Origin of the sequence: Pseudomonas sp. QS1027 (assembly GCF_002814235.1) — a bacterium.
Lineage (GTDB): Bacteria > Pseudomonadota > Gammaproteobacteria > Pseudomonadales > Pseudomonadaceae > Aquipseudomonas.
The window spans coordinates 98,800-114,231 of record NZ_PHSU01000021.1; the positions used below are offsets into that span (position 1 = coordinate 98,800).

General features: G+C 58.0%; 13 protein-coding genes and 1 tRNA gene. 12 read left to right on the plus strand and 2 right to left on the minus strand.

What is annotated here, in order from left to right; genetic code table 11:
• Positions 1 to 46 precede the first annotated feature (46 nt).
• Positions 47 to 1,987 (minus strand): methyl-accepting chemotaxis protein, encoded by a 1,941-nt coding sequence (locus CWE01_RS20160; RefSeq protein ID WP_100942304.1) that lies wholly within the window; start codon positions 1,985 to 1,987, stop codon positions 47 to 49.
• Positions 1,988 to 2,199: 212 nt separating this feature from the next.
• A complete protein-coding gene (locus tag CWE01_RS20165) occupies positions 2,200 to 3,417 on the minus strand; it encodes an MFS transporter (protein WP_100942305.1) in 1,218 nt (405 codons plus the stop codon).
• 1,224 nt (positions 3,418 to 4,641) lie between these two features.
• On the opposite strand from CWE01_RS20165, the gene CWE01_RS34340 reads away from it, so the two are divergent.
• The 12 genes from CWE01_RS34340 (at position 4,642) to CWE01_RS20220 (ending at position 15,392) form a co-directional block, all read left to right on the plus strand.
• The gene (locus CWE01_RS34340; protein WP_371917152.1) at positions 4,642 to 5,796 is read left to right on the plus strand and encodes a methyl-accepting chemotaxis protein; all 1,155 of its coding nucleotides are present in this window, start codon (positions 4,642 to 4,644) and stop codon (positions 5,794 to 5,796) included.
• 115 nt (positions 5,797 to 5,911) lie between these two features.
• Positions 5,912 to 5,988 (plus strand) — tRNA-Met (locus CWE01_RS20175).
• Between the two features lie 166 nt (positions 5,989 to 6,154).
• The gene (locus CWE01_RS20180; RefSeq protein WP_100942307.1) at positions 6,155 to 7,396 is read left to right on the plus strand and encodes a tyrosine-type recombinase/integrase; all 1,242 of its coding nucleotides are present in this window, start codon (positions 6,155 to 6,157) and stop codon (positions 7,394 to 7,396) included.
• A gap of 276 nt (positions 7,397 to 7,672) precedes the next feature.
• Positions 7,673 to 8,512, plus strand: coding sequence for a hypothetical protein (locus CWE01_RS33920; protein ID WP_256579388.1), 840 nt, complete (start codon positions 7,673 to 7,675; stop codon positions 8,510 to 8,512).
• Positions 8,513 to 8,610: 98 nt separating this feature from the next.
• Complete coding sequence (locus CWE01_RS20190) at positions 8,611 to 8,892, plus strand: AlpA family transcriptional regulator (RefSeq protein ID WP_100942308.1); 282 nt, start codon at positions 8,611 to 8,613, stop codon at positions 8,890 to 8,892.
• Positions 8,889 to 9,194, plus strand: coding sequence for a hypothetical protein (locus tag CWE01_RS20195; protein ID WP_100942309.1), 306 nt, complete (start codon positions 8,889 to 8,891; stop codon positions 9,192 to 9,194). Before CWE01_RS20190 ends, CWE01_RS20195 begins: the two co-directional genes overlap by 4 nt.
• Before the next feature lie 376 nt (positions 9,195 to 9,570).
• On the plus strand, positions 9,571 to 9,732 hold the full coding sequence (locus tag CWE01_RS33595) for a hypothetical protein (RefSeq protein WP_177410498.1): 162 nt from the start codon (positions 9,571 to 9,573) through the stop codon (positions 9,730 to 9,732).
• Positions 9,729 to 10,013 carry a hypothetical protein gene (locus CWE01_RS20200; protein ID WP_100942310.1) on the plus strand — a complete coding sequence of 95 codons (285 nt, stop codon included), beginning with the start codon at positions 9,729 to 9,731 and terminating at the stop codon, positions 10,011 to 10,013. The genes CWE01_RS33595 and CWE01_RS20200 overlap by 4 nt, the downstream gene beginning before the upstream one ends.
• Positions 10,010 to 10,282 carry a DUF3077 domain-containing protein gene (locus CWE01_RS20205; protein WP_100942311.1) on the plus strand — a complete coding sequence of 91 codons (273 nt, stop codon included), beginning with the start codon at positions 10,010 to 10,012 and terminating at the stop codon, positions 10,280 to 10,282. The genes CWE01_RS20200 and CWE01_RS20205 overlap by 4 nt, the downstream gene beginning before the upstream one ends.
• On the plus strand, positions 10,279 to 13,185 hold the full coding sequence (locus CWE01_RS20210) for a DUF927 domain-containing protein (protein WP_100942312.1): 2,907 nt from the start codon (positions 10,279 to 10,281) through the stop codon (positions 13,183 to 13,185). The genes CWE01_RS20205 and CWE01_RS20210 overlap by 4 nt, the downstream gene beginning before the upstream one ends.
• A gap of 231 nt (positions 13,186 to 13,416) precedes the next feature.
• The gene (locus CWE01_RS20215; protein WP_100942360.1) at positions 13,417 to 14,259 is read left to right on the plus strand and encodes a chromosome segregation protein SMC; all 843 of its coding nucleotides are present in this window, start codon (positions 13,417 to 13,419) and stop codon (positions 14,257 to 14,259) included.
• Between the two features lie 275 nt (positions 14,260 to 14,534).
• Entirely contained in the window at positions 14,535 to 15,392 is an 858-nt protein-coding gene (locus CWE01_RS20220; RefSeq protein WP_100942313.1) for a hypothetical protein, read from the plus strand.
• Positions 15,393 to 15,432 lie beyond the last annotated feature (40 nt).

Below are 15,432 nucleotides of genomic sequence, written 5' to 3' on the forward strand. Positions count from 1 at the left end.
AGTGAATCGCCGGGGGATCAGCCAGCCAAAAAATGGCACAATGCCTCTATGATTTGAAGCGCCCCACCAAGCCGTTCAACTCATTCGAGAGGTGCGAAAGCCGGCCCGAGTCTTCTTGCGCGGAGCTGGCCAGGCTTTCGACCAGCCGCGCTTCGTCGTAGATCTGCTGGATATGCCGGTTGATCTCCTCGGCCACACTGTGCTGTTCTTCCGCCGCCGCCGAGATCTGCAGGTTCTGATCGCGGATTTCATTCACCGACTGCTGGATGCCTTCAAAGCTGTCACGGGCGCTCTCGATCGAGGACACGCTGGCACGCGACAGGTCCAGGCAACTTTCCATTTTTTGCGACACTTCCTGGGTCTTGCTGCCGAGCGTACCGAGCAACTGGTCGATTTCCCCCGTGGAGTCGGACGTGCGTTTGGCCAGGGCCCTGACCTCATCCGCGACCACGGCAAAGCCCCGGCCCTGGTCACCCGCCCTGGCCGCCTCGATCGCCGCGTTCAGCGCCAGCAGATTGGTCTGCTCGGCGATGGCGCGGATGGTGCCGAGAATCTGGTTGATGTTGCGACTGCCCTCTTCCAACTCCACCATGGCCTGGGAAGATTCACTCAAACGACGCCCCAGGCGGCCGACGTTCTGGGTGGTCAACTCGATCTGCTGTTTGCCTTCGGCCACACGCTGGTGCCCGCTCTCGGCGGAGTCGGCTGCCGTGCTACAGGAACGGGCCACTTCGTTGGCGGTGGCAACCATTTCGTTGAACGCCGTGGACACCAACTCCACCGCTTCACGCTGGCGACCGGCCGCCTGGTTCATGTTGTTGGCCACCTCGCTGTTGACCCGCGAGGCATCCTGCAGATTGGTCGAGGCAGCGCCGATACGCTGGATCAACTGGCGTATCGCGGCGAGAAATTTGTTGAACCAACCGGCCAGCTCCGCGGTTTCGTCCTTGCCCTGCACCTCGAGATCGCGGCGCAGATCACCCTCGCCCTCGGCAATCGATTGCAACCCCGTGCTGACCTGGCCGATAGGCTTGACGATCACCCGGGCGAACGCCGCCGCGAGCAGTGCAAAGAACAGCACCAGCACGACCACGATCACCGCAGTCACATAGGTCATGCGCGTGGCCGCGCCCATGACTTCGTTGTACTCGATCAAACCGACATAACGCCAACCCAGGCCGGGCGATGTCCAGATATTGGCCATGTACCTGACCCCGTTGATTTCCACCTCGGTGGACCCCTGCGCGGTGGCGGCCAGTTTGGCGTAGGGCTCGCCCAGGTCCTTGAGCTGCTTGAAGCTGTGCCCGGCGTCACGCGGGTCGACCAGCACGGTGCCGTCTTCGATCAGCATCACGTAGCCGCTTTCGCCGAGCTTGATGCTTTTGACCAGCTCGGTGAGGTTCTTCAGCGAAACGCTGACGACAAACACACCCTTGGCCTTGCCCGCCTCATCGAGCATTGCCCGGGCGGTACCGACCAGCGCCACAGCGTCCTTGTCATAGTAGTAAGCGGGCGTGCGCACCGTTTTGCCGGGGCTGGACATGGCAGCCTTGTACCAGGGGCGCGAACGCGGGTCGTAGTTCGACAGCTGCGGGTCGTCCGGCCATTTCGCGTAGCTGCCATCTTCCAAACCGATGGACAGGATGGCGGCGGCCGGGTGGGTCGCGCCATAACGGGCAAATGCATCGATCACCTGGCGAGCAGCCGCTGGCAGAGGCTGGCTGGCGGCATCGGAGGTTTCATAGTGTTTTAGGCTTGCAACCGATGTGTATACAGGATCAACCGCCATTTGATCGACGTTCTGCTGAGACCCATCGAAAAACTGCCGGATATTACCGTCGATCTGGCGTATTTCACGGGTACTGCCATCGATAAACTGATCGACCGCCTGGGCCCGTATATTCAGCACCGATATCACCGCCACCAGGCTCACCGGGATGAAAGCGACCAATACAAAGGCAAGGACGAGCTTGTTTTTTATTTTCATTGCGACAATCACCATCCGCGCAAGTGGGGTGCGAATGGCCAGACTACACGGACAAATAGCGATTTGCCACCAAGCCTGTTGCGGCTAAACACAAGTCATATTCGCCGATTTTTTGTATACAATAAAATCAATGAACGTTCTGATTTGTGCCACGGACATAAAGCTGGATCGATACCGGCCGCTCCCTTGCAGAGCGGCCCGGCTCTAAAGGCTCAAGCCTTTCTGGTCTTCGGCAACAACACCGCCAACACCCCGAACAACGGCAGGAACGAACACATCGTGTACACGTACTCGATACCGTGAATATCCGCCAGATGCCCCAGCAACGCCGCACCGATCCCACCAAAGCCGAACATCAAACCGAAGAACACCCCGGCGATCATCCCGACGTTGCCCGGCACCAGCTCCTGGGCGAACACCACGATGGCCGAGAAGGCCGACGCGAGGATAAAGCCGATCACCACGCTCAGCACGGTGGTCCAGAACAGGTCCACATAAGGCAGCATCAAGGTGAACGGCGCCACGCCCAGGATCGAGAACCAGATCACCGCCTTGCGCCCGATCTTGTCGCCAATCGGCCCACCGGCAAAGGTCCCGGCCGCCACCGCGCCGAGAAACAGGAACAGGTGCAGCTGCGAGCTGGCCACCGACAGCTGGAATTTCTCGATCAGGTAAAAGGTGAAGTAGCTGGTGAAGCTGGCCATGTAGAAATACTTGGAGAACACCAGCAACCCAAGCACCACCAGCGCCCCAAGCACCCGATTCTTCGACAACCCGTGAGTGGCCTTCTGGCCCTGCTTGAGCTTGAACAGGTTCAGGTGCGCGCGGTACCAGCGGCTGATCCCGTAGAGCACGCCCAGGGCAAACAGCGCAAACAAGCCGAACCAGGCGACATTGCCCTGGCCGAACGGAATGATGATCGCCGCCGCCAGCAACGGGCCAAAGGCGGAACCGGCATTACCGCCGACCTGGAAGCTCGACTGCGCCAGCCCATAACGCCCACCCGAGGCCAGGCGGGCGACCCGCGAAGCTTCCGGATGGAAGGTCGAGGAGCCAATACCAATCAAGGCCGAGGCCAGCAGGATCAGAGGGAAACTGCCAACCTGGGACAGCATCAGAATCCCGATCAGCGTGCTGATCATCCCCATCGGCAGCAGCAAGGGTTTGGGATGACGGTCGGTATAAAAGCCGACCCAGGGCTGCAACAGGGAAGCCGTCACCTGGAATGTCAGGGTAATCAGCCCGACCTGAGTGAAGGTCAGGCCATAGTTGGCCTTGAGCATCGGATAGATCGACGGCAGGACCGACTGGATCAGGTCGTTGATCAGGTGTGCCAGCGCCACGGCGCCGATAATGCGCATCACCAATGGACTGGTTTGCGGTGACACCGACGCCAGGGTCGAGCCTTCAGAGGTTTGAGTAAGGGCCATGAAGTGATTCCGTAACACGGATGGATGCACAGTTGCAGGTGCAGCAATGTGCCATTTTTCGGTGCAACCACGCCAGATGCTTGTTGAGCTAACAATCGAGTTTTTCTCGACGGAATGGCTGATAGCGTAACGCCATTGGTCTGAATCTTGCGTGCTCTGAGTGCTTACAGCACGCTCTCTTACAAAGGGGGCCGAGAATGGGAAGTTTCGCTACAACGGCTGACCTACAACGCCTCACTGCCAGACTTCCGAAGTATCTAATGACGGCACCCGTTACGATCGCACCAAAATCGTGCGCGGTGCCCTGAGGAGTAGTCGACCATGCACGCTTTTTTATCACCGGGGATTCGACTGCTGGGCCGCTTCGGGTTCGCCCGCAAGTTTCAGGTACTGTTCCTGTTGTTCATCGTCCCACTGATGGGCAGCCTGTACCTGATCGGCCAGGATTATCGCAGCAAGCTGGCACTGATCACTGAAGAGCGTGCCGGGGTCAATCAACTGCTGTCCCTCGACTCGCTGGACAACCTGCTGGAGGCCCAGCGCGATCGTGCCGCCCGTTGGCGCGCCACCGAAACCAATCGGCAGCCGACACCCGCCACCCTGGCGGCCATGGCGACGCTGGACAAGGCCCAACCGGAGATCAACCAGGCGGTCGAGGCACTGGGTCAAACCCTGCAAAGCGAAGGGGCCGATGCCGACACCCTGAAGCGCTACCAGGCCCTGCAAAGCGCCCTCGCCGGTCTCGACTCCGCCAGCCTGAGCAAGGTCGGCTGGTGGCCGGACGGCTATGATCGCTTCACCAACGCCCTGAGTTCGTTGCAGGCGCTGCGCGAGCAGATCGCCATGGACAGCCGCCTGATCCTCGCCCCGTGGATGGAAACCTACCTGCTCACGCAAATCGCCACCCAGCACGCACCGGACCTGATCGAACGGGTCGGCCGTCTGGCCAGTGTCGGCCAGGCATCCGTGGTCTCGGGCCAGTTCAGCCTGCAAAGCCGCCTGCAATTGAAAGACCTGCGCGGTCGTATCGGCGATGCCCGTGAACAGTTGACCAAGACCGGTAACCTGCTGGAAAGCCGCCTGCCGCCAGAGCTGCAAAACTGGGCCGAGCGTTACCATGCCAGCCTGAAACACCTGGACGACGGCCTCAAGGCGCTCGACGACGGCATGTTCGGCGGCAGCATCACTCTCAAGCCCGAGGGTTTCGAACAGACCCTGGACAAGATGCTGAGTGAACTCGCCAGCCTGCGTCAGGACAGCCTCACCTCCCTCGACAGCCGCCTGGACTATTACCACGGCGCGGCCATCCGCCAGTTCAGCCTGTTGGCGGCGATCTTCGGTTGCCTGCTGCTGGCGGCGCTGTACCTGTTCGTCTGCCTGCAAGCCTCGATCCGCCGTAGCGCCAGCGGCATCACCCTGCTGGCCGAATCCCTGCGCGACGGTAACCTCTGCCTGCAAGTGCCGGTGGAGGGGCGTGACGAACTCGCGGCCATCAGCACCGCGCTGAACGTCGCCGTGGTGCAACTGCGCACCAGCTTGCAGGGGGTCGACCACGAGACCCTGCAACTGAGCGCGGCCGTGCGCACCCTCAACACCCATTCCAGCGGCGCCCTCAGCGAGGTCGAGACGCAACAGGCGCAGATCAGCCAGATCGCCGCGGCGGCCACCCAACTGGCGGCCACCTCCCTGGGCGTGGCGCAGAGTTGCGAACAGGCTTCCGGCAGCGCCCAGAATACCCAGCGCATTGCCTCGGAAAGCAGTCGTGACAGCCAGCGCACCACCGCCAGCATCCAGCAGTTGAATCAGCGCCTGAACGAAACAGCGGAAGCACTGGGCCGGGTCAGCGAGCAGGGCCAGCAGATCCAGTTGGTGGTCGACACCATTCGTGGCGTGGCCGAGCAGACCAACCTGCTGGCCCTGAACGCCGCCATCGAAGCTGCGCGGGCTGGCGAGCAAGGACGTGGCTTTGCGGTGGTGGCGGATGAGGTACGCAGCCTGTCGCAGCGCACGCAATCGTCTACCGCACAGATCGCCAGCACCGTCGACAGCCTGCGCTCCACGGTCAGCCAGGCGGTGACCTTGATGGAAGCCGCCTGTATCCAGGCCGAGACCGACGCCCAATCGGTGACCGGACTGGGCCAACGGCTGGTGGAAATCGCCGGAGCGGTACAGACCGTCACCGACACCCTGGCGCAGATCGCCACGGCGGTGGACGAGCAGGCGAGCACGGCGGATGAGGTCAGCGGCAATATCCAGCAGATCGACCAGGCGGCCGTACGGCTGCTGGAAGGGGCTCGCGCGGTCAACCGTGCGGCGGACAGCCTGAGCGAAGGCAGCAAGGCTCTGAGCGACAATACCGGGCGTTTCCGCCTGAGTTGAGACGGCGTTGGCCCACGGTTTTCGCCGTCGGGCCTTAAGCGGTTGATAGCGTAGAGAAAATTTTCAGATATTTGCTTGACACAATATCGTTACCGGCGAATAATGCGCGCCACTTGGCTACATAGCTCAGTTGGTTAGAGCATAGCATTCATAATGCTGGGGTCCGGGGTTCAAGTCCCTGTGTAGCCACCAAGTACCGATCCATAGATGTCTACAGCAGTCTATGAATCACCTCAAGAAGCCCGCCTAGTGCGGGCTTTCTTGTTTCTGGCTGTCCACCTCTATCTACCCCTATCCTTCCCCACCGTGTATGCCCACGTGTATGCTTCAGAACTAATTGAACTGGAGGCATACACGGATGAAACGCGCCGATATCAAGCGACGTCCTCTCGCTGATACAACACTTTCCAGCCTGGAGCCTGAGGCCGGGGCATACCGCGAACTAGACAGCCCTGGGCTGTATTTCAGGGTCAAACCAAACGGCCAAAAGTCCTGGGAGTTACGCTACAAAAAACCGGATGGCAAATGGTCATGGCTTGGTCTCGGCGGCTATCCAGAAGTAGGTGGCGCCTTTGCTCGACAGAAAGCAGCTGATCTGCGAGCAGACGCGTCGGAAGGCAAGAACCCGATCACCTCCAAAAAGGCTCGTCAGGCTGCTGAGACCGACGCCGCCAACGACACCTTTGAAGCATTGGCCAGGGAATGGCACACGTCTCGCCTGACCGGCTGGGATGCTGGTACCGCCAAAAGAATACTCGGCGCACTTGAACGTCATGTATTCCCCTCGCTCGGCAAACGCCCCTACACCTCAATCATGTCGATGGAGTGGATGGAGCTATTGAGAGGACTTGAGCGCCAAGGGATTCTGGAACAGATGAGTCGGGTAAGGGCTTACTGCAAAGATATCTATGACCTGGCTCGCGTAACCGGCAGAGCCGTCAACAACCCATTGGAGGGAGTGCATAAATTTCTGTCATCGGGAAAGGCCGAGAACTACGCCCATGTTTCTCCTGACGAGCTTCCTGGGTTACTTCGAGCTATACGTTCCTACCCCCACGCCAAAGACGTTCAGCTTGGCCTACGACTGTTGACCCTGATGGCTGTTCGCCCCAGCGAACTCCGAGAGGCACACTGGGTAGAGTTCGACTTCGACAAGAAGCAGTGGACTGTTCCTGTCGAACGCAAGGGACGCAAAAAAGGCCGTGAGCATCTGGTTCCGCTATGCGCTCAAGCCGTCGAAGCTCTATTGGAGCTCCGGTATCTCACCGGGGCATACCCTCTCCTGTTTCCAGGTAGAAGCGACCGCACCAAACCCCGCAGCGATACCGTTTTCCTCATGGCACTTAGACGCCTTGGCTACGAAGGCCGTCAGACAGGTCATGGCTTCCGCCACATCGCCAGCACAATCCTCAACGAGCATGGCTATCCCGCTGACCATATCGAGGCCCAACTCAGCCACAAGGCACAAGGTGTTCGGGGGATTTACAACAAGGCTCAGTACCTTGAGCAACGCACACAGATGATGCAATGGTATGCAGATCATCTTGATGCGCTGGAGGCTGGCAATGTAGTGCAAGGCCAATTTGGAAAGGCAGTATGAGAGCACATACCCAGCCCCTCTCTAAAACCGGTGTAACAGGGGTTACCTGTGTAACGCCCTTCGCCAAACGCCCGGTTTTATTGGCTTTCACGCCCGTTACACACTTGAGTGGCTTTGCGCACATCCGATGTAACTCGACCCTAGCGTGTAACGCCAAAGTCAGTGCTCTGCTGCTGGCAGACGCTCTGCCCCCTTGCGTACAAAGCGACTTTCGCTGGCTCCGCCTTCCAAACTCAGGGCGCGGGATCGAGCGTTACACATTGGGGGATCTTGGTGATGATTGATCACCCACCCACCTTGCATTCAGCGTTTACCACCGGCCTGATCGATTATCTCTCAGCGCAACCGCTCTACGAGCTTTGCCGTGAACAGCTCGCTTACGTGTGCGACCTGATCGATCAGTGCTGCCTACGCATTCAGACCGGCGACATCGACAGCGATCTCAGCAGCATGTGCATCAAGACGACGATGCATGAAGAGACAATTTTTCAATACGCCTCAACCGACAACAGAGCCCGTCTAGCGCATTGGGTTCGCCAGTACAGCAACTGCTACTCGGCATCGGAACGCGAAGCGCATGCTGCTTACATCATGGCCTGCGCAGTGAAGGCGTTGGGAGCTTTAGCTGACTGGATGCGTACCACCGACCAAGAGGCTTGGTCGCATGTTGCTGAACCTCCGACCGACTGGCCGTGGGATCTCTACTGCCAGTTCGTAGAGATGCAGGTCGATCCGCATGAGCGCATTGAGGCGCTCCATCAGTATGTCTTCTATCTGGAGCCCATTACTTCACTGCCCTGCTTGATCATTGACGAGCTGAGGCCCATTGCTGACAGGGCGATCAAGAACGCCATCCGAAGTAAAGGGGGCATCATCAGCAGCATGGAGCGCAACAAGGACATCAGTGGCCGCGACGCTGCAATCGTTCATCAGGGTCGCCACTATTTGGCGAGCAGAATGCCTGAGAGGAACGTCGCAACGGCGGTGCATGCTTGGCTAAAACGGGAGGTCGCTAAGCCACCCAAAGAGCGTCCCGAGTGGATCACCCTTGAAACCCAAAAGGCGCTGACTCGCAAAAGCGTGGAGGCCATACTCAAACGCGACTTCGTGCTGTAACCGAAATTTCAATTGGATTTCAATTGGAAGTGAACTGCTCACCGCCGACCTACCTCTAGATCATTGCTCTCAGTCCTAACCTGTCGAGAGCAAGACCTATGAAAGCCTCTATCACCGAACTTCCCCGCCTTAACTCCGCTACTCCAAGCCCAATCTTCGATGCATCTTCGACATTGATCCGCATGCCAGAAGTTGAGGGCATCGTGGGCATGAAGCGCTCCACCATCTACAAGCTCATGCAGCGCACCGACTGTGGGTTTCCCCAGCCCGTCAAATTGAGCAACAGCAACGCTCGCGGCGCCCCTGTCGCGTGGGTTCTGTCTGAAGTGCAGGCATGGGCACGCAGCCGGATCGAGGCGCGTGATCAGGTGGCCGCATGAGCCGCAAGATCGCTAATAAAGCCTTGATGCATCCCTTTTCCGTGCTACGCCGGATCGGCTTTTCACCCCGCCTCATGCAACGCCTTGAGCGCTACCGCAGCCAGCAGGACAAACAGGGGCGCGTGGTCAGTGTACTCAGCTGGTCCGACGGCACCTGGTGCGCCCTCTCCCTCCACTGCGAAAAGACCGGAGCCGTGATCGTCGACGAAGGCCAGCAAACGCAAGCCTACGAAGACGCCCGTTCCATGCTCAGCAGTGGCTTCCTGCCCCTCCTTTCCCTGCGCTGGGAAGCCCATGCCTGAAACGAAAACGCCTCCGGGGGTGATCCGGAGGCGTTGAGGTAAATCTACATGCACGAACAATTTATGCCGCACCTGAAAAATCCGCAAGCCATCAGCGCAGTTGCACTTTCGAAAAACGGACGTTACTCTCTGGCCGTCGCTGCAAAATCAGCGACCGGGTTTAGCGGCCCGAGTACATACAGGCGCACAGGCGCCCCCATACCGATTGCTGGCGCTTTTTTTGTGCCCGCACTCCTATTTTATGGTGGCTGTGCGTGGGAGACCTTCGGGTCTGCCGGGGTCCTGTATGCCCGGTCCGCTAACCCGCGCACAGCTGCCACCCCAATTCGTTTAGCGGCGAACCGTGGCAGCTCCTCACATACAGGAGTTACGCCAGATGAAACACGCCCTCAATCCGTCCAAAATTCGCGCCGCTGCACACCGTGCAATGGCTCTCGCCGCTCTACACGCCAACTCCAGCCTTGCAACACGCCTCACCCGCTACAACGCTCACATGGCCAAAGCCCGCGCACTCGAAACCGCAGGCGGTGCCCAATGAACAACGCCCTGAGCTTTGCCCTGCCCGAAGACCTGCTGTGCGTCAGCAAGAACGCCGAAGCCGGTGTCCCCATCGACGCCATCACCTGCGCCATTGACCGTGCCGACTCAGTACTGACGTTGCTTGAAGACCACTTCGAAAACGAATCCTCGCGCCTTGCCAATCACGTCATCGCTGCCGTCCTTTGGGACGTGCGCGGCACCCTTGGTTTGATCAAGACGCTCGCCATGCACGGCGATAGCACCTCGACGCCTGCGGTGCAGAAAGGCGGTGCACTATGAGCACTTCCACTACCCTTGGCCACGCCACCTTTTCCCGCGTCAACGCCTCCGATCAGAAGCTGTTTCGGGTCAATGCCGGTGTCCCGGTCGAGGATGCATTGGAGATGGTTTCTCAGCTTCAGCATCACGCCAATCAGTTGAACCTCGACGCCGCCATGAGCGACCACGGCGAGCGTTTCAGTTGGCCTGCCTTGTACCTGGGCGAGATGGCCAAAGCGCTGATTGATGACATCAACGATGCGCTGTTTCTGCCGAGGGCTGACACATGAGCCAACGCCGGAACAGCACAGCTAAACGTCCGAGCTTCGCCGACGTGAAAGCCGCCGCGTTGAAAGACATTGATCGTGTCCTGTCGCTCTGGCTGCCCAACGGCAAGCGCGTGGACGGCGGCAAGGAATACACCGCCCCGAACCCTACCCGCAGCGACAAGCGTGCCGGTTCGCTCAAGGTCAATTTGAGCAAGGGCACATGGGCCGACTTCGCCACCGGTGACAAGGGTGGCGACCTGATCGATCTGGTGCGTTATCTGGACGGCGGGACCGATGTCGAGGCCTGCCACAAATTGGCAGAGCTGCTGAACGTCTCGCCCGGTGTCGCACAGGTGAAGGCAACGCCCGGCAAGGTCAAAGCACCACAGTGGAACGCTATCCAGCCGATCCCGGCCGAGGCGATGAACAAGTGCCCGGCCAAGCACCGGGAACATGGCGCGCCGTCCAAGGTGTGGATCTATCGTGATGCGCAGGGCCAGCCACTTATGGCGCTCTATCGCTTCGACCTCGGCCCCGATGAAGACGGCAAGCCGAAGAAGGTCTTTGCGCCACTGACGTGGTGTCAGCGCGTTGACAGCCAAACCACACAATGGCGCTGGCAGGGTCTGCCAGATCCGCGCCCTGTGCTGCGCCTTGACGAACTGTCCCTGCGCGGCAACGTACCGGTAGTTCTCTGCGAAGGCGAGAAAGCCGCCGACGCCGCCACTGAACTGCTGACGGGTTACGTGGCCACCTGCTGGCCGAACGGTTCCAACTCCTGGCACAAAGCCGACCTGACACCGCTCAAGGGCCGCGACGTGCTGTTGTGGCCAGACAACGACGACAGCGGCAAAGTCTGCATGAAAGCTGTCGCCGACAAGCTGCGCGAAATCGGCGCCGCCTCGGTCCGGGTCATTGCGCTGGATGTGTTCAAACGCAAGCCCACGCTGAAGAACGAACGCGCCGCTTTCGCCAAAGGTGGTCAATGGGACGACGGCGACGACGCAGCCGATGCGCTCGCCAAAGGCTGGACAGCGGCCCACTTCGCCGAGTTGGAAAGCAGCGGTGAACTGTTCGGTTTGGCTGTCGAAAAGCCGGAGCCTGAGCAGGCCGAGACCAAACCAGAACCGAAGACAAAAACCGCCTCCAAGCGTCCCGCAAAATCGAAAAATGACCTGATGCCCGGTGGCTTTCGCCTCACCTCCGAAGGTGTGTTTTATGCCGGTGACGATGGCGAGGCGCGCCCGGTGTGTTCACCGCTGGAGATCCTCGCGCGTACCCGTGACGAGAAGGGCCACAACTGGGGGCTGTTGGTCGAATTCGACGACCCCGACGGCACCAAGAAGCGCTGGAACATCCCGGCGCGCACCATGACCGGCGACTTCGGAAAGGACGTGCTCGGCCCTTTGGTGGACATGGGGCTACGTCTCGCCGGTAGTCGTTCGGGACGCAATGCTCGTAACGACCTGCAGAGCTACCTCGGCGGCTTCGACAGCGCGCAACGTGCGCGACTGGTCACCCGTTTGGGTTGGCATGACAGCGCCTTTCTGCTGCCCGAGCAGCAGGTTGGCGCGCACAGCGAGCACCTGCACTTCTACGAAGCCGGTGCACAACTTCCACCGATCAGCGAAGCGGGAACACTCGAACAGTGGCAACAGCAGATCGGCGCGCTGTGTGTCGGCAACCATCGCTTGGCGTTTGTCGTCGGCGTGGCGTTCGCTGGCCCACTGCTGCACATGCTCGGCCATGAGTCGGGCGGTTTTCACCTGTATGGCGACAGCTCCGGCGGCAAGACCACTCACCTGCAGGTGGCCGCCTCGATCTACGGCGGACCGCGCTTGGTGCGTTCGTGGCGCTCGACCGACAACGCGCTGGAGTCCATCGCCGCCGCACACTCCGACGGCCTCCTGGTACTGGACGAAATCGGCATGTGCGATCCGCGCATCATCGGTGAGACGGTGTACATGCTCGGCAACGGCACCGGCAAAGCACGCGCCAATGATCGAGGCCAAGCAGGCCGACAGGTACAGGAGTGGCGCTTGCTGTTCCTCTCCACCGGCGAGAAGACATTGGCCCAGCACATGGCCGAAGCCAACAAGGAGCTGAAAGCGGGCATGGAGGTGCGCATGCTCGCCGTCCCGGCCGATGCCAGCAAAGGCCTCGGCATGTTCGACACGCTGAACGGTTTTGAAGACGCAGCAGCACTGTCCGACACGCTCAAGGCGCGGGTAGCGAACTACTACGGCACACCACTCACCACCTTCCTGACGGCGCTTTGCGAACCCGACAAGCGCCACGGTTGGTCGGCCATTCTGCGCCGCACGCTAGAAGGCTTTATCGCCAAATCGCTCCCGGCATCAGCCAGTGGACAGGCACACCGTGCCGCCGCTCGCTTCGGCCTCGCTGCCGCAGCGGGCGAGCTGGCCACCGCAATGGGCATCACTGGCTGGCCTGATGGGACTGCCACCACTGCCGCCCGCGTGTGCCTGAACGCTTGGCTAAACGAACGCGGAGGCGCCGGTAACTTCGAGGGCGATGCGATCTTGGCGCGACTGCGCCAGGTCATTGAGCGCTTTGGCGAAAGCCGCTTCACCCGCTGGGAATCGGCGGCGGCAAAGATCGATGAACACGGCCCACGCACCATCGATCGCCTTGGCTTTCGCAAGACGCTCGAGCACGGCATGGGCGACACCATGCACACCACCAACACCTATTACGTGCTGCCCGAGGCGTGGCGCTCCGAGATCTTCCGGGGCATGAACATTAACGCCGTGAACAAGGAACTGTTGCAACGCGGCGTGCTGGAACCGGCCAGCGACGGCAAGGCGTCGAGTCTGGTCCGGTTGCCCGGCCTTGGCCCGCAACGCTGCTACATCGTGAAGACGATTCCGGGAACAGATGAGAGCGAGGCTCGGGCTGCCTGAGAGCATCTCCGCTAATAGAGGTAACGCCGGCTTATTCCCGGCCTCGCCAGCCGCTCATCCAACCCAAAATCAAATTTCAAAGGAACAACACAGATGAACGTTTTCCAAGCAAACACCGAACAACGCGAACTACTGACCAATGAGCTGAAAAGCAGTGGGGCCATAAACGTTGCACAGCCCATTTCGAGCGCCAGTAAAGCGACCGGCTATTGCGAAAAGAAACAGCTGCTGCTGGACGAAATCGAGAGGCTGAAAGTCAGCCGCGACGAGCTCCTGAGTGACGCCGAACAACTGTATACCGAGATGGCTCCGCTGGAAGCGCTATTGGAGGGCGACGAGGTCATGGATGCTGATCGAGCATATGAAATACGGAAACAGTACAACGAACTGAAACTCCCTTACGACTCTCGAAAGCACCACGCCAGCATCGTGAGCGATAAAATTGCTCGACGCGAGAATCTCGCCAATCACGAAACCTTGATGGCGGGTTACACCGAATCGATGGCGAACTGGAAAGCCGACGAGCAAGAACTCAACGAGAAACGGGATAGCCTCAGCGCCCGTTTGGAACAGATCCAGCAACAAGCAGCCGAAGACATGGCGAAAGCCCGGCAAGCCGAAACCGATGCAGCAACCGCCTATGCCCAAGCCGTGGCATGGGGCGACACCGAGGGCGAAAAGAACGCCAACACGGATGCACAGAAGGCTGCGAAAAACCTCGCGACTACGACCGAGCACAATCGTCGACAACACCTGATCATGACCGCACTGAAGCGGGAGTTGGCTACCGTCGACCAACACATTGCCGAGGCTCAAAGGGAACATAACACCATCGAAAAAAGAGCCCTGCTTCTGGCGCAGATGGTTTTGGAGGAGCAGTGGAACGAGAGAGCTCAAGCGCTGCTGGACATGGGAGGAAAGCTTTGGGCCGCCTATCGCCTGATTGACCGTGATCAAATCGGCCTCATGAAATTGATTCTCCCTGAACAGGGTGAAAACTTCCGCAACTGGAGTAGCAGTGATTTGTCGGAGCGTTCCTACAAGTACACCGTGCGAGACGTTCTCTCGTTGTAACGCGCCGCGACACCTGAAAGAGCCCGCGCAGGCGGGCTTTTTATCCGGAACGCTTCTCACGCTAAAAATCAAAGGTCGCTCTCGGCCAGAAGCAGTCGCTGATTCATTCACACTCTTTTCGCATTACCTACCTAAATCTTCAAGTTTTTGGATCGACTAAAAATCACGACTTGCTACCGCGTAATTATCAATACAAAATGAGTCATATCTATTATGACCTACAAGCAAGATCGAGCGGCCATTAACTTTACCTAGGCTTCAGGAGAAATGGAATAATGACAGATAAAAAACAAATAAATGTTGGGTTTCAAAGTATTGGAATCATGGGTGTGAAAAGTATTGAGCGACGTAAAAATGGAGACACCGTCGAGACTCGAACTGGTAGTTTTGCAAGAAAACATATAGGATCTTTCTTTTTGGTTGTGGAGGATCTTTTAGCAAAACAAGTGATAGATGTAATTTCTTGCGATTTTCTCAATCTACCTAGAAGATATATTTTTTCTGGGGTTTGGGGTAATCAAGCTGCCTGTCTATTCGGTTTCTTGATGTACTCTAAACAATTAGAGAGCACCAATGTACCGCAATTTTCTATTTTGGCTATAGATGATGGAGATATTCCTCAGAGCGAAAGAGAAAAAAGAATCAATAAACTCTTAAAAGGGAACTATTTTGGGGATGAACTGAAAGTTGCTAAAGAAAATTTAAATCGGTTGATGCTATCGTTCAAATTGGAATATTTGGATCCTGGCGTAAAAAAAGGACTGCCTGAATATAATCATAAAAAATGGTTTGAGGAAATAAAAAAGGAAGCAATCATTGAGGCCGACAATCCATCAAATATTTATGAAGAAAGGCAAACTGAGAGCTTGCTCGAACTTATTGAATTCTCAAAATCAATAAGTCTGGATGATTATCACGACTATTATCAAGAGCTAAAGAAATTCACCCCAAAAAATACTTTGGCCATGTTCCATATGACGGAATATTTTGTTTTAAACTCCATAAAGAAATACAACAGAAATAAGTGGGATTTATATACTCAACATATCAAGAACGCATTAGCATCCATAGATGAAACAAACAAGAACAACTTTATTAAGGCGGATATATATTTCGAAAATAATCGATCCTAATCCGTTGTTCAAGCTGACCAGCATTTGGCAGGCGGCTTAG